Origin of the sequence: Sporolactobacillus terrae (assembly GCF_019930545.1) — a bacterium.
In the GTDB taxonomy this organism is placed as follows: Bacteria; Bacillota; Bacilli; order Bacillales; family Sporolactobacillaceae; genus Sporolactobacillus; species Sporolactobacillus terrae.
Window position 1 is genome coordinate 1,254,379 of sequence record NZ_CP082837.1, and the last position, 17,830, is coordinate 1,272,208.

Genomic DNA, 17,830 nt, shown 5'->3' on the forward strand with positions numbered 1-17,830 from the left:
ACTCATCCCTTCGGTTTAAAAATCAGAGCAACAATAAATCCGAAGAGAATTGCAGAAGTAATCCCTGCTGAAGTCAATTTAAAAATGCCCATTGCAATACCTAGATAACCGTGCTCATGGCCTTCCGCCATCGCGCCGTGAAGCAAAGAATGACCGAAACTTGTTATTGGAACGGTCGCACCGGCCCCAGCGAACTCAATAAGATGATCGTAGATACCAAAGACATCCAAAGCCGCACCTAAAACCACAAAGCTGGCAACAACATGTGCAGGCGTCAATTTGAACACATCCATAAGCAATTGTCCGACAACACAAATTCCCCCACCGACGAGAAAAGCATAGATAAAGATCATTTTTAACCCTCCTTAGCTGATTCCAAAAGCACGGCATGTGCGATACACGGGATGGTATCTTTCTCCTTCGGGGTCGAACTATTAAGCAGCGCCCCGGTCGCGACCACTAAAACGCGCTTCAATGAACCCTCCGCCAATCTGTTGAATAAATAACCATAGGTCACGACTGCGGAACAGGCGCAGCCGCTTCCTCCTGCACTTACCGGTTGATCAGACGTATAAATCATCGTTCCACAATCCTGGTGAACGGAACTGATATCTAGACCCTTTTCTAAAAGAATCTCATCTAAAATCGGCGAACCAACAGCTGATAGGTCACCGGTAACAACGAGATCATAATCGTCAGGTGTTCTGCCTGTATCCTGAAAATGGGTCCATATTGTATCCGCTGCAGCAGGAGCCATCGCCGTTCCCAAATTAGCCGCATCATTAATTCCCCAGTCGATGACTCTTCCAATCGTTGCTTCCTTAACTTTCACTTTTCCAGGTTCTTTGGTTAGCAGCGCAGCGCCCGCTCCCGTCACTGTAAACGTTTGGGTCAGTTTTGTCGGGCCACCGTATTCCGTTGGATAGCGAAATTGCCTTTCGGCGGTTGCATTATGGCTGCTGACGGCACAGAGCACGTTGTCCGCAAAGCCACTGTCAACCAGCATTGCTCCGGTTGCCAATGTTTCCATTGAGGTTGAACAGGCACCAAACATGCCGAGAAACGGAATTCGGCTCTCTCGGGCAATGAAATTTGACGTCACGGTTTGATCCATTAAGTCGCCTGCGAGAAAAAGATCGATGTCTCCCTCTGCTTTTCCGGCTTTTGCCAAACAAAACGAGATCGATCGTCGGAGTAAAGCACGTTCGGCTTCTGTCCACGATTTTTGGCCGCAATTAAGATGTTCATAACATTTATCAAAACTTGCGGATAATGGCCCCCTCGCTTCTAGAGGCCCTACGACCGTACCCGTCGCTCCCAAATAAATCGGTTGATCGAATCGCCAAGTTTGCTTTCTAACTTTACTCAAGCGCTCACGCCTCCTCAGAATAAATGTTCAATAAACAGACGAATTATGCCTAATACTGCTGCAGACACAACCCCGAACACAATGACTTCACCGGCCAGTTGAAACAAGTTCGTTGCTATTCCAAGAACGATACCCTCATTTTTATGTTCCAGCGCACTGCTTGTAATCGAATTTGCAAATCCAGTCACCGGAACAATGGTTCCCGCTCCAGCAAAATTAGCAATCTTGTCGTATATACCAAAGCCAGTCAGCAGTGCTGAAGCCAGAATCAGCGTGGCTACCGTAGGATTTCCTGCAGCTTGTTTTGAAAAATGAAAGACATGCATATAAAATGTTTGCACACCTTGACCAATCAAACAGATGAAGCCGCCAACCAAAAATGCTTTGAAACAATTCATAAAGTAAGGCACCTTCGGCTGATACGCTTTGACGTTTTCTTTATAATTTTTGGGATCATTAAGCATAAGCAGATACTCCCTTCCGAATCGTACTGATTCTTAGTATCTGCCAAGTGGTTTAAATTATGCTCAAGTGTGAGAATTCGTGGATTGGAGAAGTTAAACGGCGTGGCAAAGTGAAAAACGAAAAAAGCCGGATAACCGTTATTCGGCCATCTGGCTTTTGATTTCTTCGAGTATTTTTTTTTCAAGACGTGAGACTTGAACCTGCGAGATACCAAGTCGCTGCGCAACCTCTGTTTGTGTCTGATCTTTAAAATAACGAAGATACACGATCAGTTTCTCACGCTCATTCAATTGTTCGACAGCTTCCCGGACGATCATTTGATCAAACCATTTTCCGCTCTCCGTGTCTGAAATCTGATCCAGAATGGTAATTGGATCTCCATCGTTTTCGAAAACCGTTTCATGGATTGATGACGGAGCACGGATTGCTTCTTGAGAAAGCACCACATCTTCGGGAGACAGTTCCAATGCCTCAGCTAATTCGCTAATTGTTGGATTTCTCCCGAATCGTTTCGATAACTCGTCCTTCTTTTTTCGCACCTTGATTCCGGTTTCCTTTAAAGACCGGCTGACTTTAACGGCCCCATCATCACGAATAAAACGCTGAATTTCTCCGATGATCATCGGTACCGCGTAAGTAGAAAAACGAACGTCATAAGAAAGATCGAATTTATCAACCGACTTCAGCAAACCAATACAGCCGATCTGAAACAGATCATCTGGCTCATAACCGCGGTTGATAAAACGCTGAACAACCGACCAGACCAGCCTCATATTCTTCTGAACCAGCCGGTCGCGTGCATCATGATCTCCCGCCTGACTTTGTTTAATCAGCTTCTTCACTTCACCATCATCAAGCAACGGTTCCTTAGATGCCGTTTTTCGATCAAGCTCCATTTGCATGTCTCCCTATTTGCATACCGCTCGATTTTGGGCAATTTCCTTGGTCATGATGATCGTGGTTCCTTTGCCTTCCTCAGTCTCAACCGTGACATGATCCATAAAGTTTTCCATAATTGTAAAGCCCATTCCTGAGCGTTCCAATTCAGGCTTTGTCGTGTAGAGCGGCTGTTTCGCCTTCTCTACATCGTTAATCCCAACACCGTCATCATGCACCGATACCGTCACATTGCCGTCCTCAAGAACGGCTTTTATCGTAACATCACCAACACCGCTGTTTCCATAACCATGAATGATACAATTCGTAACTGCTTCAGAGATCACGGTTTTAATCTCCGTTAGTTCATCAAGCGTTGGATCGAGCTGCGCGACGAATGCCGCAACGGTGACACGTGCAAAAGACTCATTCTCACTGACAGCCGAAAAGGTTAGCGACATCTTGTTTCTCATTCAGGCCACCCCCAGAGTGTGAAGTGCATAGTCTTCATCAGTTTCAAGTCGGAGAATTTTAAACATACCGCTTAGTTCGAAAAGCCGGCGCACGGCTGGTGAAATCGAGCAGACAACCATTTCTCCGCCAAGTCCTGAAATACGTTTGTATCGTCCAAGAATAACGCCTAGACCTGAACTATCCATAAATGTGAGATTTCCTAGATTTAACAAGATATGCTGCACCATTTGCTCATCCATAACACGGTTGACCTTTTCCCTCAATTCATCAGCAGTATGATGATCAAGCTCACCTTCAAGCCGGATACACAGCACCCCATACTTCACTTCTAACTCGGTTTTCAGACTCAATGCTGCTCCTCCCTCCATGAACCGTCCAACGAACGGACGACCCATTTATTTATATATTCAGTTCTCTCTTCTTCTCGCATACTCCTGCCTGCCGACAGAACTAGTGCCTTTTCGTCAAAACCATCATGAACATGCCAAAATAGCACGTTCCTTTCCTAGAACCTTAGTGGGTTAAAATAGATCCAGCACTCCGCTTAAATAACTGCCACCATGTCGCGCGCTTGACCTGATGCTTAACAATAAGCGGTGTTTTTGATAGGACTTTTCCCTTTTTCATCACAATGTATTGACCGACAACCGTCCCTGACTTTATTGGCGCCTTAAGCGCCTTGTTCATCTTGATGGTTTTTTTGATTCCTTTCGTACGCTCACCTTTTTTTAGGAGCAGTACGGTGGGCTGCTGTGTGACAATTGGAACTTGGGCTTGATCCCCTTTATTCACTTTTGCCATCGCTACTGGTTTATGTTTTTTTAGAAGCAGTTTCGTTGAATAGTTTGCAAAAGCATTATCCATGAGAGCGGCAATCTCCTTGTTGCGCTCTTTAGGGGACGGCGCTCCCATTACGACCGCCACAACGCGCATCCCATTTCTTTGCGCGGTTGCCGTTAAACAATATTTTGCATTGTTTGTAAAGCCGGTCTTTAATCCATCTGCGCCTGGATAGGTTTTAATCAATTTATTTGTATTGACCAACCAAAATTTCTTATCCGTATTCTCACGCAAGTAATCTTCATATTTTGAAGTATAGTGAAGAACTTCTGGGAACTTTATAAGCGCGCGCGCCATAATCGCCATATCATGCGCTGTCGTATAATGATTGGCTACCGGAAGACCTGTTGGATTGACAAAATGGGTGTTATTCATCCCCAAGCGTTTTGCTTCATGATTCATTTTTTCAACAAATGCCTTTTCTGACCCGGCAATATGCTCTGCCATCGCGACAGAAGCATCGTTTGCCGAAGCGATACAAATTGCTTTGAGCATTTCATCTACCGTCATCGATTCACCGGGTTCAAGGAACACCTGAGAACCGCCCATTGATGCCGCGTGCTCACTCACATTGACTTTATCTTTCAAGGTAAGCTGGTGACTTTTCAGTGCTTTAAAAATGAGCAGCAGTGTCATCACCTTGGTCATACTCGCCGGTGGAAGCTTTTTATTTTCATTGTTTGCAAAGAATACCTTCCCTGTTTCCTGCTCCATAACAATTGCTGATTTCAGTTTACCATTCTCCTGATCGGCCTTATTCTTTTGTTCGGCAAAAGCCGATCCTGCAGGAACAAAAGAGGCAAAAAGAAGTGAGGCACAGATTATCCAAACAGAAAATACCTTCATCAAAAAACCCCCTCAATATGCTCCATAACATTTTGTCCATACCCACTGCTTTTATACCGGATATGGAGAGAAAAAATATGAGATTTCTTCAATGATTTCTTTAGAATCACGCAACCGTTGTCAGGTTGATAGACACTGGTGGTGAGGAACGGCAGTTGGATGCGCCGACCACCTTAGGAAAATGCTCATCTCTGCGTTTTTAAGTAAGAAAAACCGGGCAAAAAGCGCCAGGTCCCTAATCTCCAACCATGTTTGATGGGCTCGTGTCTTTTCGGTGCTGAATCGTCGCTTCGGTTACTCGCTTGCCGCGGGCGCCAGAGCACCTCCGCTTGATTCTCTGCCAAGACATGGGTCTATGGGTTTGAAGACGGGGCAAAATCTTAGCTTAATAAAAAGGGCATCTCAACGGCGCAAGCGAACGTTGAAATGCCCTATAAAAAATGAAAAGGTTATATTGAACGGATGAGCGACTGAATCAGTGCAGTAAAGTCATTTCTTACGCGATCTGCCGTCTCAATAACTTCTTTATGAGACAGTGGCTGATCCAAAATTCCGCAAGCCATATTGGTAATACAAGAGATACCGAGAACCTCCAGGCCAAGATGACTGGCAGCAATCACCTCAGGAACCGTAGACATGCCGACCGCATCCGCCCCCATAACGCGCATCATGCGAATTTCTGCAGGCGTTTCATATTGAGGCCCATGAGTAGCCAGATATACGCCCTCCCTAACCTCGATGTTGCGCTGTTCTGCCAGTTCCTTGGCTGTTTGGATCAACCGCGGACTATAGGCATGGGACATGTCCGGAAAGCGAGGCCCCAACGCTTCATCATTTGCGCCTATGAGCGGGCTGTCACCAAGCATGTTAATATGATCGGTAATCAACATCAGATCTCCTGGATTAAATTCAGTGTTGATGCCGCCGCATGCATTGGTAACAATTAATTGTTTCACGCCCATTGCCTTCATGACGTATACAGGGAAAGCCACTTGTGCCAGGGAATAGCCTTCATAGTGATGATAACGCCCTTGCATCGCTACGACAATTTTGTCCTCAAGTTCGCCAATGACAAATTGTCCTTTATGCCCTTTTACCGTTGATTCCGGAAAATGAGGCAGAGAACGGTAGGGAATGCGTACCGCCTGATGCAATTGATCAGCCAAATCACCAAGCCCTGATCCAAGAATTAACCCGATCGTGGGTTTGTAAGCGGTTGCTTCTCTAACCTTCATTATCACTTCTTCGATTGTTTTCATAAAATCGCTCCTGTCTTGAATCATTCATTTTATTTTTTTGCACGTGGATGGTACGCCATGTAGATTTTTTTTAGCGGCTGCCGACGCGAGCGCGGAAACCGCAGTGCCGCTGCATGTGGTGCTCGTCCCATCAATTCATCGACAAATTCGATCGGTGCTCCATTTGCGAATAAATGTGCGGTGAGAGACTGGCGGATCGTTTCCGGCGAAAATTTATCTTTAATCCCTGCTTGTACGGCATAATATTTCATGATCTTCCAAACCCCTTGCCGAGACAGCCTTTTATTCAATCGATTTAGAAAAAGTGGCCGATCCGGTGCTTCTTTAGCCGGATCTTGGTCTCGGTCATCTATGTATTCCCGCAATGCCTGCACAGACTGCGCATTAAGCGGAAGCACTCGTTCATGATTGCGACTTCCGCTGCAACGGACAAATTCCATCTCTAGATTGACATGCTCGCGATTTAACTTAATACATTCGGAAACACGCATCCCTGTTGCATAGAGCACTTCAAGCATGGCATGATCACGTTTTCCTGTTGGCGATGTTTGATCCGGTGCGGAAAGAAGCTGTTCGATTTGATCCAGTGACAACACAGCCGGAGGCAACTTTTCAGAGCCTTTCGTCAAATGATTGAGCGTATAGGCAGGATCATTTTCCGTTTGCTGGCTTCTGAGCAGGTAACGGTGCAGTCCACGTACTGCTGCGGCCTTTCGAGCAAGCGTCGCTGGAGCCAGTCCCCGATCTTTTAAAGCATAAAGGTAGTTCATCACCATCACACGGGTTACATCGCGCCATTGCCTGCAGTTCGATCGCTCTAAGAATTCGAGATACTGAGACAAGTCGCCTCGATAAGCATCAATTGTATTTTCTGATAAACCGCGTTCATCAGCAAGTTGTATCAAGAAATTATCCAAACTGTTTTTCAATTCGCTTATTCTCCATCTCTTATAAATTCAAAAAAGCGTGAAAGTGGACGTGGTCCGCCTTGATCGTTCCTGTTTGCTTTGTGAAGCCCGACGTCTATTGTCCGTGTCACTTTAACAGCCTCTGAATCCGGTTCATCATAACGGTGCAGGTAGTCTTGAACGTTGTCCATTCCGGAAAGTCCATAATAAAAAAGTGCTGTAAAAAGTATAAAGAGAAAAATAACCTTAATCAGTTCAGCACTGATACGAAAGAATAGCTTCAATTCATTCATCTCCGCTCCATCAAATGGATTTTAGTTCATCCTATGAAACAGAGCGGAGAATATTGCGAAAAAGGCATACCTTTTCTGTTGAGGTTGACGCTCTCCTATCGATTGGTTGTCGAAAGGAAAGATATGAAAAAACAGTCTGATTCACTCAGGCTGCTTGAAAACAGGAACAGTTATACTTTCTCTGTCTCCTGAAGATACGGTTTTTCTTTATTTAATCGACTTTCTTCTTCGTGCTTTTCCAAGCATCGATGACAGATGCCGTGAAAGGTCAGACGATGATCCTTCACTTTAAAATGCCACTTACGTTCAACAACCTTTTCGACTTCACTCAGTAAATCTTCCTGAATTTCATCAACTGAACCACATTCAACGCAGACCAAATGGTGGTGAAAGTGGCTTGCCCCCTCGCGGCGAAGGTCGTATCGTGCCACTCCGTCGCCGAAGTTAATTTTGTCTACAATTTTAAGTTCTGTTAACAATTCAAGGGTTCGATAAACGGTCGCCAGTCCGATTTCTGGTGCTTTCTCTTTAACGAGCAGGTAGACATCTTCAGCACTCAGGTGATCTTGCTCGTTCTCCAGCAAGACTCTAACAGTCGCTTCTCGTTGTGGCGTCAGCTTATACTTCTGTCCATGGAGCTGTTTTTTAATCCGGTTAATCCTGCCTTCCACAAAAGCGCCCCCTTTACGCACCAATGACCCACAAACAATTGAGCTGCTTCTCCGAACCAAACCATCCTTTTCTCAATCATTAGGATTGTTCAAAAAAGGCTTCTATTATCAATAAGATCATTTGTTTTCACAAAAAATTATAATCCTTATTGATAACAGTGTCAATTAGAGATAATTATTTTCAAGTTATAATTATTTTATTTTAAAAAAAGAAGCGGTTCTCTGCTCATGAGATGAAAATACGGATCAGCGCAGGAGACAGATAAGATTCATACCCTGAAGCGATTACCGCAACGAAGCATACAGCTGCTAATACGATTGCATAATTGATAAATTGCGGTAAAAGCGGGTGCTTTCGTGTCCTCATTAATAATTGTCGGATCATTTTCAATGAAAAGGCAACGGAAAGTACGGCGATAAATAAAAAATTCGGCAGAATGATCAAGTTCTGAGGGAAAATGCTGACGAGAACAGCCATCAATCCTTTTGATCCCATCTGGCTGATCAAAAAGCCGACCGTAAAGCCAAGAAACATCCCTTTAATGAAAACCAGTAAGAATATAATCGGAAGACCGATTATAGAAAGACCAAGCACCCAGATTAATAGGATCAATTGAAAATGATGCAGAAAGCTCTCTTTAAATAAAGCTTGAGGTCCAGCGATCTGATGCTGTGCCAATTCACCGAAAAATTGTTGTAAATAATGCAGCAAATTGCTTTTTGATTCATAGGACAGACAGTTTACAACGATTGCACCGAAAATAATTCCCATGAGGATAAGTCCGGTGACAAAAGTATAAAGAGAAAGATAATCGCTGATGTGCTGCTTCAACGCAATTTTGATCCGCTGTGAGAACATGTGCGTAACCTCCCGACAGGATTCGAACATCTAAAATCTATAATCCTATTCTATGAGATAGAAAGAAATCTATGCTCACTGCGAGAGATTCACGCATTCTTTCATTTTTTTGCTTGTAACGCACGCAATTTCAAGAATTGCACTGCATATACCGACTTTGCATCATAGATTTGATGCTCGGCAACCATTTTTTCTGCTTCCGCAACCGTTGCGGAGCTTAACTCAAGAAATTCATCGGGATCCAAATGTTGTTTGCCTTCGATCAGTGTATCGGTGAAGTAAACATGAAGCAGTTCATCAGAAAAACCGGGTGATGAATAAAACGAAGCAACCTTTTCCATCTTTTTACAGCGATAGCCGGTTTCTTCTTCCAACTCGCGCATTGCGGAGTCATCGGGATCTTCATGAGGTTCCAGTTTGCCTGCTGGTATTTCATAGATCACTTGATCCAGCGGATAGCGGTATTGGCGAACAAGAAGCAGTTTGCCTTCCTTATTCACTGCGATAATCGCTACGGCCCCCGGGTGCTTCACAACTTCACGCGTGGACGATTTGCCATTAGGCAGCTCCACCTCATCCAAAAATAAATGCACAATTCGTCCCTTGAAAATTTCCTTTGAACGCTTCTTTGTCTCAGTTAAGCCATCCATAACAACACATCCTTATTCTCATTCAGCGCTTGACCGCCCAGCTTAATGTCATGCTAATTTTACCACAATCCGCAAAATACTTAATACAAATTTATGGTCACAAACCATTCCCTCTGGTTATTCCTGTCGGCTATTTATTTACTGGCTAGTTCTCTGAAGCTGTTGCGGTATCTCAGCAATGATGACACTCAGCGTCGTATCGTTTCTGCTCATTGCAAGCGTGCTTTGCGTCCTAAAATCCAAAATTTTAATTAATTCGCTTTATCTTGCGTGGTAAGACATTGGCTGTAGCAGAAGCAGCCGGTTTCATGATCATTCACCATACCTGATGCTTGCATGAATGCATAACAAATGGTTTCACCCACAAATTTAAATCCTCGCTGTTTCAGCGCTTTGCTCATCAGAAGTGATGCCTTGCTCGATGCCGGGATCGCTTCTGCTTCTTTGTAATGATGTATGATCGGTGTACCTCCGGTGAAGGACCATAGAAAATCACTGAATGACTGTTGTTTTTCAAGTGCTAGATACATTTGCGCATTCGTAATCATTGCTTTAATTTTCAAGCGGTTGCGAATGATGCCCTTATTCTTCATCAAATGTTCGATTTTTTGCTCCGAATACGCGGACATCCGTTTCGGATCGAAGTGGTCAAAGGCCTCTCTGAAACTGCTGCGTCGTTTCAATATCGTAATCCAGCTTAATCCTGCCTGCATGCCTTCAAGACAAAGCAGTTCAAACAATTCCTGAGAATCATACTTGGGACGCCCCCATTCAAAATCATGGTAGGCAACATAATCGGGATCTGCGCTTACCCATGCACAGCGCTGTTTAACGTCCTCACATCTTTTTGTCACGTGATGAGCCTCCGTTTTAGTCAATGATTGTCGTTTTAAAAATTGCATGCATGTGCTCAAGAAATCGTTCATGCTGATCTGTAAACGTTGCCATACCTTTATTGTATGCAATTGTCGCATAACCTCTTGAATAAGCACCGTACGCAGTCAGAAAATCACAAATATCCGTGCAGACACCAACCAATTGAACGGTATCAACTTCATATTGCTTCAGCAGTTGATCGAGATTGGTGCGGATGAAGGCGTCATATTCAGGCTTCGGTATAAAGTGAACCTTTTGTTGCTGCTTATGAGTGACATACCATTCGCCAAGAGAGCCATAGAGATGTGCCCCCCACGTTCCTTTCACATTGTGGACCGGCCAGAGATTAAAATGAGCATCGTTGGCTTCATGCGCATCCATGCAAAAGAAAATCGGCTTTCCCGTTTCGTTGAATTGATCGGCAAGTTTGACGATAAAAGGGACAATTTTTTGAGCCGGTTTTCCAGCACTCAGCCCTCCTTGATCATGGACAAAATCATTACTCATATCAATGATAAGCAATGCATCTCTACTCATCAGCAATACCTCCCTTTTTTTATGGATAACTCTACTTTATCATGAGCCGCCGAGGAGAAAAAAGTGCTCAGCTCCTTTATTGCCGCCCTGCAAACGGCTTTTTTCCATCAACCTTGTGCTAGAACGGCATTCAGCTCCCCGCCGTCAGCCAGTCCCAAATCATAAACTTTCTTTGCTTACAAACCATGCGAACGACTTTACGCCGTCCGCATGGTTTATGCCTGCTCTATTAGTATATTCTGACTTTGAGCCGAATGCCGACATGGGTCAATGATGCCCGTGATGGGCACAATCCGATCGGCAGGTATTGAAATGAACACTCTCAATCTGAATGGTTGAATGATCCAGTCGATAATGTGAAAGAAGCGTTTCCACGTGTCGCAGTAATTCATCGCGATCCACACCATCCTTTGCTGTCAAATGACAGCTGAGCGACAAAAATTCGGAAGTGATCGTCCAAATATGCAGATCATGAATTCCATCAACGCCATCGATTGCTGTGATTTCTTGGCGTATCTTTTCGATATCAAGATGATCCGGCTTTGCCTCCATCAGGATATTAATCGAATCCCTTAAAATGCTCCAGCTGCTTTTAATAATGATCAGTGAAACAACAATACTTGCAATCGGATCTGCAAGATTCCACCCAAAAAGAAAAATCAGCACCGCTGCAGCAATCGCGCCGAGCGACCCAAGCAGGTCGCCAAGCACATGTAAGAATGCGCTATGCACATTAAGATTATCCTCCGAGCCGCCATGCAAGATACGTGCAACAACAAGATTGACCAAAAGCCCGATACAAGCGATCACCATCATTTCAAAGCTTGCGACCTCGACAGGCGCGTTAATCCGTGAGATTGCCTCAACGACGATCCAAACCGAGATCAACAATAATAAAGCACCATTAAATAAAGCTGCAAGAATTTCAAACCGTTTATAACCAAACGTTTTACGATTATTAACCGAAGCTCGATTGCCAACTAAGATGGCTGTATAGCTTAAACCGAGTGAAATTGCGTCACTGAGCATATGTCCCGCATCAGAAAGCAGTGCCAAACTACCGCTCACATAGCCGCCAATCGCCTCGACGATCATAAACCCGCTTATGATGATAAAACTGATCAATAGCGCCCTTTGATTTGCCGCGTGGTGATGAACATGATGATCCTTTTTTTCGTGATGCACTATGTCTTTCCCCAAGTCTGACTCACCTCTTCTTTCCCAAGAAAACTGCCTGAAATCAGTGAATACAGGTAACATCGTTTCTATGTTCAGTATCATCATTTTCCGATGTACTGTCAATCGTATCTTATCTTATTCACTACACATGGAACACTTTTTGCTATACTAATAGCAAAATAATTTATGAAACGAGTTGATTGTCATGTCTGTTCATTCGATTCATCATTGTGCCGTCATTTGTACGAATTACGAACGATCCAAGCAATTTTATGTTTCTGTTTTAGGACTGAAGGTGATCCACGAAACCTATCGGCAGGAACGCGATTCGTATAAATTGGATCTTGCTGTCGGCGACAGCGGCGCTCAAATCGAGCTGTTCTCCTTTCCAAACCCTCCCAAACGTCCCACCCATCCGGAAGCATCCGGACTCAGACATTTAGCATTTGCCGTTCAAGACATCGAGGCGTCGGTTCACATGCTGAGCGCAAAAGGTGTGGCAACCGAAGCGATTCGTGTGGATCCCTTTACAAAGAAACGTTTTACGTTTTTTAGAGACCCCGATGATTTGCCGCTTGAACTCTATGAGTTATGAATTTTCCTTCTTTTGACGTGACATGTTAGAATAAGATGAATTTGATATGATCCAGTTAAGGAGGACTACATTTTGAGCATACATATTGAAGCAAAGTCCGGTGAGATTGCTGATCGCATTCTGCTTCCCGGTGATCCTTTACGTGCAAAATATATTGCGGAAACCTATCTTAAGGACGCAAAGCAATACAATAACGTCCGCGGCATGCTCGGTTTTACAGGGAGCTATAAGGGAAAACGTATCTCTGTTCAAGGGACAGGAATGGGTATTCCGTCTATTTCTATTTATGTTAACGAGCTGATTCGTGATTATGGCGTTAAAAAACTAATCCGCGTCGGTACCTGCGGCGGTGTCCAGAAAGGGATTCATGTTCGGGACGTTATTCTCGCAATGTCGGCAACGACAGATTCAGCGGTTAATCGCGGCATCTTTCCAGAAATCAACTTTGCGCCAACTGCAGACTTTTCGCTGCTCCATAAGGCGTATACGGTTGGGAAAAAACTTGGTGTACCGCTGCGCGCCGGTAATGTACTTTCTGCTGATGTCTTCTACCGCGATAGTATGGAACTCGTCAAGAAATTAGGGGAATACGGCGTCCTTGCTGTTGAGATGGAAACATCAGCGCTTTACACATTAGCAGCAAAATACGGTGTTCAAGCGCTGACCGTTCTCACCGTCAGCGATCATATATTCTCAGATGAACCGGACACTACAGCGGCAGAACGACAGACGACCTTTAACGAGATGATCCACATCGCTCTTGAAACGGCTGTCACTGACTAACAGAAAAGGATTAGAAAAAAGCAATGATCCGTAACCAACGTACAGATCATTGCTTTTTTACTGTTTTTCGTCAGCACTGAAATAATCCTCAATAATTTTCAACTGGTTTTTTAATAAGGTACTTGGCAGCTCGTCTTTGCTGCGGAATTCGAACGTTTCCGATTCATTCGGATCGATCAGCCACTTTCCTTCAAAGGACTGCGCCTTGTATGCAATCGTTACCGGATAATATTGATCGCCGTTTTCGGCAACCGCAGGCGTGCGTACCCCTGAATAAATATTGAAAAGTTTAAGGCCGCTCACGGTCAAGCCGGTTTCTTCCTTAACCTCACGAACTGCCGTCTCTTCCGCAGATTCCCCCAACTCCATAAGTCCGCCAGGCAGCCCCCAGCTTTCTTTCGGATAGTTCCGTTTTTGCAATAATAATCGATTCTGATGATCAGCAATTAAAACGACGGAACCAACCAAGATTAACGGTTGATGCCCAATCATTTCGCGCAATTTCTGAATATAGCCCATGCGTCCGCCTCCTTAGTTTAGTGTATCATAGAGGTTCACTCAAAGTGCATCGCGTTCTGCACAATCAAAGCTCATTGTTTGCGCAACTGAAACAGCTTATAAAGCCGCGTGATAATCACTTTGCAGACTGCGTATACAGGAATAGCAAGCAACATGCCAACAATTCCCGCTAAATTTCCGGCAACGAGCAGCAAACAAATGATCGTCAGCGGATGTATGTCCAGCTTCCTTCCCATCACAAGCGGTGAAATCACATCTCCTTCAATCTGCTGAACAACGGTCACTCCAACAATAACGTAGATTGCTAAAACAGGGGACTGAATAAAAGCAACGATAACAGCAGGTATTGTCGCAATGAATGAACCGATAAACGGAATAACATTCGTAAATAAAATAACAAGCGCAAGGACAAGCGAATAATGCAGTCCGATAATCAAGTACCATATATAAATAAATACAAAATCGAAGAGCAGCACAATCATCTGTCCCTGTATGTATCCGCTCAACGTTGCATCCATATCGGTCAAAATTTCACGCGCTTTTTCTTGATGCTCGTCAGGAATAAATTTCATCAATCCCCGGAACATTCGGTCGCTGTCTTTTAAAAAGTAAAACAAAATAAATGGTATGGTCGCAATGATCAATACCGTGCCCGTAATCGATTGAATAATCGTTAATACATTATTACCAATTGAAGTCGCAATGGTGGATAATGAACGAGAAAACCGGTTGGCAAAATCAAGGTATGGAATTTGATCTAAGTGCAATTTAAAAAATGTATCGCTCTTCTGAAAGTTTACCAGTTGTTCACTCAGTTGCTGGACCAATGCCGGCATACTTGTTATCAATGACAAAAATTGATTATATAAGAGCGGTCCAAAATAGAGAACAAGAAGTGTAATCAATCCAATACCGGCTAAATAAATGATTAGGATGGCGATAACTTTCGGTATTTTTAGACGAACCAATCCACGTACAAGTGGACGGAGCAGATAATAAAGAAGTCCCGAAATAATCAGCGGTGTAGCAAGTGAAGTAAACAGCACCCCTAACGGTTGTAAAATAAAGGTTAACTTTGAACCAACCATTAAGATTACTAGAGTGATCAGAACCCATACGGCAAAACGAAAGTATTTTGAGTTTGGCATTAAAATTCCCCTATCTTCTCTTCCAAAAAATATAGATGCTACGCTCACATTGTACCCTACTTTTCACATTATTATCCAATATAAATCGATTTCATAGGGATAATTACTTTGATGCGGGGTTTCCCATTAACCTGCTCCGTTTCCTTTATGCTGGCATTCACCGCGGCACAGACCATGACACATCCCGTCGCTGATCCCCCAGGAGTCTTGCACCTCGTACTTGGTTCATCATTTATACCTGTAAGAGGGTGTCTCAAAGTCCGTTTCAACTTTGAGACACCCTCTTGATTGATTAATCTTAAGTTTCTCATAAAACGAGTTTAAAAGGCGCTTGCAAATTTGCTTTTACCGTTGCAAGGAATGCTGCTGCTGGCGCACCGTCAACGGCACGGTGGTCAAAGGTGAGGCTGAGCGGCATGACCCTGCGCTTTTGCAGTTCATCATCAACATAGACCGGCTGCTGAGTGATCGTTCCGACTCCGAGAATCCCTACTTCCGGAGGATTAATCACCGGAGTAAAGAAACCGACACCGTAAGTGCCCAACGAAGTTATCGTAAAGGTTGAACCGCTCAACTGGAGTTGATTCAATTCGCTGCCGCGTGCAGCCTTACTTGCTTTTCTAATCTCTCGTGAAATCGTACTCAATGATTTTTGATCAGCCCCATGAATCACCGGAACGACAAGACCTTCATCGAGTGCAACCGCAATACCAAGATGTACATGATCAAAGGTTGTAATCGTATCGCCTTCATAGAGACTATTCATGTATTTGTGTTCAAGCAACGCATTGATCGCTGCTTTTGCAATAAAATCGGTGATCGTTAACCGTACCTCATCATTGATTGGATAAGCTTCTCGCGCTTTCTTTTGGAAAGCAATCAAATCAGTGACATCAACAGTGGCCTGTAAGGTGAGCTGCGCGGTCTGTTGAAGACTATTAAACATCCGATCCGAAATGACTTTCCTCATACCCGTCACTTTTTTGGCTGTCCCTGCGGATTGCGCTGCCGGTGGTGTCGGGGTATTTACTGGGGCAGCCTCCGTTTGTACACCAGGTTCTTGTTCTTTCTTAATTTGAGCCGCTGCAACATCCGCTTTTGTGATTCTTCCCATCGGGCCAGTGCCTTGAACGGTTGCCAAATCAACCCCTGCTGATTTCGCTAATCGACGGGCAGCTGGCGATACGCGCAGCCGCGGTTCTGTTGCGCCATCCGGCACTTGTGGGGACGGCACAGGGGTTGCGACAGCTGGAACGTCCTTTTCTTGTTCAGCAGGCTGAGGCGCGTTTGCTTGACTTGTTTGAACGGTTTCGCCCGGGGCACCAATATAGCCCACAGGATGTCCGATAGGTACAATATCATCCGCCTCGGCCTCAATATCAATGAGCACACCGTCTTCGGGTGCTTCAAGATCTTTTTCAATTTTATCTGAACTAATTGAAACGACAGGCTCTCCTTTTTTGACTGAATCGCCTTTTTGTTTCAGCCATTCAACCACTGTTCCTTCTTCCATACCCATGCCCATTTTAGGCATGATGATTTCTACCGCCATTTTCACTCGCTCCTTTCAGATGAAAGTCAGGATATGTGACACTTTTGCAGCACATGCTCCCAATCCTATCGTTCGAAAATTTTACAAAGCTGAGAATACATGTTCACCGACCATTTCTCGGAATGCTTCGATGATCTTCTCAGGTGTCGGCATATACAGCTTTTCGAGTGGTGGCGAAAATGGAACCGGAGCATGAGGCGCGGTTACCCGTTTAATCGGTGCATCCAGATAATCGAATGCTTTGTCACCAACAATTGCCGCGATATCGGTAGCCGCACTGCAGCGCGGATAGGCTTCATCGACAATAATTAGACGGCCCGTCTTCTGCACCGATTTAATAATGGTGTCTTCATCAAGCGGAGACAACGTTCTTGGATCAATCACTTCCGTTTCAAAACCTTTTTTCGCCAATTGATCGGCTGCCTTCAAGGCGGTATAAACCTGCTTTCCAAGTCCGACAATGGTTAAATCCTTACCGGAACGTTTGATTTCCGCCTTTCCAAATGGAAGGGTATAGAAGCCTTCGCCAACTTCTCCTTTCATTCCATAAAGTGTTTTATCTTCAAAAACAATAACCGGATCATCATCAAAAATCGCACTGAGGAGCAGGCCTTTCATGTCGTAAGGGTTTGAAGGGATCACAACTTTCAACCCCGGAATATGAGTGAAAAGTGCATAAAGGCTTTGTGAGTGCTGCGCTGCAGCGTTGAATCCAGCGCCGTCGATTGTTCGGATCGTCAGCGGAACCTTTGCTTTGCCGCCAAACATGTAGTGGAACTTGGCTGCCTGATTCATCACTTCATCCAAACAGCTACCGATAAAGTCGTTAAACATTAATTCCGAAATCGGACGCAAACCGGTTACCGCAGCCGAAACGGCAGCACCCATATAACCGGATTCAGCAATCGGTGTATCGATCACACGGTCACGACCAAATTCTTCAACAATTCCCTTTGTTACACCAAAAACGCCGCCCCAGGCCCCTTCATCCTGAAGATGATCAACCTCGGCTCCGCCGGCAACGTCTTCACCAATCAAGACAACGCTTTCATCTTTTCGCATCGCAAAGCGAATCGCATCATTAATTGCATCTGAATAACTCATCTTTACTGCCATTGCAAGCACCTCCAG

At 44.5% G+C, this 17,830-nt stretch carries 22 protein-coding genes; 2 read left to right on the top strand and 20 right to left on the bottom strand.

Features of this window, described 5'->3' with window-relative positions; all coding sequences use genetic code 11:
* Nucleotides 1–2: 2 nt before the first annotated feature.
* The 16 genes from spoVAE to K7399_RS05830 form a co-directional block, all read right to left on the bottom strand.
* Nucleotides 3–353: a stage V sporulation protein AE gene (gene spoVAE, locus K7399_RS05755; RefSeq protein WP_028976278.1), complete on the bottom strand. Its 351-nt coding sequence runs from the start codon at nucleotides 351–353 to the stop codon at nucleotides 3–5.
* 2 nt (nucleotides 354–355) lie between these two features.
* Nucleotides 356–1,369 carry a stage V sporulation protein AD gene (spoVAD, locus tag K7399_RS05760; RefSeq protein ID WP_028976277.1) on the bottom strand — a complete coding sequence of 338 codons (1,014 nt, stop codon included), beginning with the start codon at nucleotides 1,367–1,369 and terminating at the stop codon, nucleotides 356–358.
* Between the two features lie 14 nt (nucleotides 1,370–1,383).
* Entirely contained in the window at nucleotides 1,384–1,833 is a 450-nt protein-coding gene (gene spoVAC, locus K7399_RS05765; protein ID WP_028976276.1) for a stage V sporulation protein AC, read from the bottom strand.
* A gap of 138 nt (nucleotides 1,834–1,971) precedes the next feature.
* Nucleotides 1,972–2,730, bottom strand: a complete 759-nt coding sequence (gene sigF, locus K7399_RS05770; protein WP_028976275.1) for an RNA polymerase sporulation sigma factor SigF — start codon at nucleotides 2,728–2,730, stop codon at nucleotides 1,972–1,974.
* Between the two features lie 12 nt (nucleotides 2,731–2,742).
* Complete coding sequence (gene spoIIAB / locus K7399_RS05775) at nucleotides 2,743–3,183, bottom strand: anti-sigma F factor (RefSeq protein WP_010027230.1); 441 nt, start codon at nucleotides 3,181–3,183, stop codon at nucleotides 2,743–2,745.
* Entirely contained in the window at nucleotides 3,184–3,534 is a 351-nt protein-coding gene (spoIIAA, locus tag K7399_RS05780; RefSeq protein WP_010027231.1) for an anti-sigma F factor antagonist, read from the bottom strand.
* Nucleotides 3,535–3,697: 163 nt separating this feature from the next.
* Nucleotides 3,698–4,873, bottom strand: coding sequence for a D-alanyl-D-alanine carboxypeptidase family protein (locus tag K7399_RS05785; protein ID WP_028976274.1), 1,176 nt, complete (start codon nucleotides 4,871–4,873; stop codon nucleotides 3,698–3,700).
* Nucleotides 4,874–5,319: 446 nt separating this feature from the next.
* Nucleotides 5,320–6,129, bottom strand: a complete 810-nt coding sequence (locus K7399_RS05790; protein ID WP_028976273.1) for a purine-nucleoside phosphorylase — start codon at nucleotides 6,127–6,129, stop codon at nucleotides 5,320–5,322.
* Nucleotides 6,130–6,158: 29 nt separating this feature from the next.
* On the bottom strand, nucleotides 6,159–7,058 hold the full coding sequence (locus K7399_RS05795; RefSeq protein ID WP_028976272.1) for a tyrosine-type recombinase/integrase: 900 nt from the start codon (nucleotides 7,056–7,058) through the stop codon (nucleotides 6,159–6,161).
* A 5-nt stretch (nucleotides 7,059–7,063) separates the two neighbouring features.
* Nucleotides 7,064–7,330 (bottom strand): DUF4227 family protein, encoded by a 267-nt coding sequence (locus tag K7399_RS05800; RefSeq protein ID WP_037563004.1) that lies wholly within the window; start codon nucleotides 7,328–7,330, stop codon nucleotides 7,064–7,066.
* A gap of 170 nt (nucleotides 7,331–7,500) precedes the next feature.
* Nucleotides 7,501–8,001 carry a ferric iron uptake transcriptional regulator gene (fur, locus tag K7399_RS05805; RefSeq protein WP_028976271.1) on the bottom strand — a complete coding sequence of 167 codons (501 nt, stop codon included), beginning with the start codon at nucleotides 7,999–8,001 and terminating at the stop codon, nucleotides 7,501–7,503.
* A 226-nt stretch (nucleotides 8,002–8,227) separates the two neighbouring features.
* Nucleotides 8,228–8,860 (bottom strand): stage II sporulation protein M, encoded by a 633-nt coding sequence (spoIIM, locus tag K7399_RS05810; protein ID WP_028976270.1) that lies wholly within the window; start codon nucleotides 8,858–8,860, stop codon nucleotides 8,228–8,230.
* A 101-nt stretch (nucleotides 8,861–8,961) separates the two neighbouring features.
* The gene (locus tag K7399_RS05815) at nucleotides 8,962–9,510 is read right to left on the bottom strand and encodes an NUDIX hydrolase (RefSeq protein WP_028976269.1); all 549 of its coding nucleotides are present in this window, start codon (nucleotides 9,508–9,510) and stop codon (nucleotides 8,962–8,964) included.
* A 251-nt stretch (nucleotides 9,511–9,761) separates the two neighbouring features.
* Nucleotides 9,762–10,364: a DNA-3-methyladenine glycosylase I gene (locus K7399_RS05820; protein ID WP_028976268.1), complete on the bottom strand. Its 603-nt coding sequence runs from the start codon at nucleotides 10,362–10,364 to the stop codon at nucleotides 9,762–9,764.
* A gap of 16 nt (nucleotides 10,365–10,380) precedes the next feature.
* Nucleotides 10,381–10,923, bottom strand: a complete 543-nt coding sequence (locus K7399_RS05825) for a cysteine hydrolase family protein (protein WP_028976267.1) — start codon at nucleotides 10,921–10,923, stop codon at nucleotides 10,381–10,383.
* Nucleotides 10,924–11,190: 267 nt separating this feature from the next.
* Entirely contained in the window at nucleotides 11,191–12,123 is a 933-nt protein-coding gene (locus tag K7399_RS05830) for a cation diffusion facilitator family transporter (protein WP_223362498.1), read from the bottom strand.
* Nucleotides 12,124–12,307: 184 nt separating this feature from the next.
* Here K7399_RS05830 and gloA2 point away from each other — a divergent pair, with 184 nt between their 5' ends.
* Together gloA2 and deoD are read left to right on the top strand one after the other, a co-directional pair.
* On the top strand, nucleotides 12,308–12,697 hold the full coding sequence (gene gloA2, locus K7399_RS05835) for an SMU1112c/YaeR family gloxylase I-like metalloprotein (RefSeq protein WP_010024835.1): 390 nt from the start codon (nucleotides 12,308–12,310) through the stop codon (nucleotides 12,695–12,697).
* Between the two features lie 72 nt (nucleotides 12,698–12,769).
* On the top strand, nucleotides 12,770–13,480 hold the full coding sequence (gene deoD, locus K7399_RS05840) for a purine-nucleoside phosphorylase (protein ID WP_028976265.1): 711 nt from the start codon (nucleotides 12,770–12,772) through the stop codon (nucleotides 13,478–13,480).
* 57 nt (nucleotides 13,481–13,537) lie between these two features.
* Here the strand turns inward: deoD and K7399_RS05845 are convergent, their stop codons facing one another.
* From K7399_RS05845 to K7399_RS05860, 4 genes are all read right to left on the bottom strand, one after another.
* Nucleotides 13,538–13,999, bottom strand: coding sequence for an NUDIX hydrolase (locus tag K7399_RS05845; protein ID WP_028976264.1), 462 nt, complete (start codon nucleotides 13,997–13,999; stop codon nucleotides 13,538–13,540).
* Between the two features lie 71 nt (nucleotides 14,000–14,070).
* A complete protein-coding gene (locus K7399_RS05850) occupies nucleotides 14,071–15,147 on the bottom strand; it encodes an AI-2E family transporter (protein WP_028976263.1) in 1,077 nt (358 codons plus the stop codon).
* Between the two features lie 307 nt (nucleotides 15,148–15,454).
* A complete protein-coding gene (locus K7399_RS05855; RefSeq protein WP_028976262.1) occupies nucleotides 15,455–16,699 on the bottom strand; it encodes a dihydrolipoamide acetyltransferase family protein in 1,245 nt (414 codons plus the stop codon).
* An 81-nt stretch (nucleotides 16,700–16,780) separates the two neighbouring features.
* A complete protein-coding gene (locus K7399_RS05860) occupies nucleotides 16,781–17,815 on the bottom strand; it encodes an alpha-ketoacid dehydrogenase subunit beta (RefSeq protein ID WP_028976261.1) in 1,035 nt (344 codons plus the stop codon).
* Between the last annotated feature and the right edge of the window lie 15 nt (nucleotides 17,816–17,830).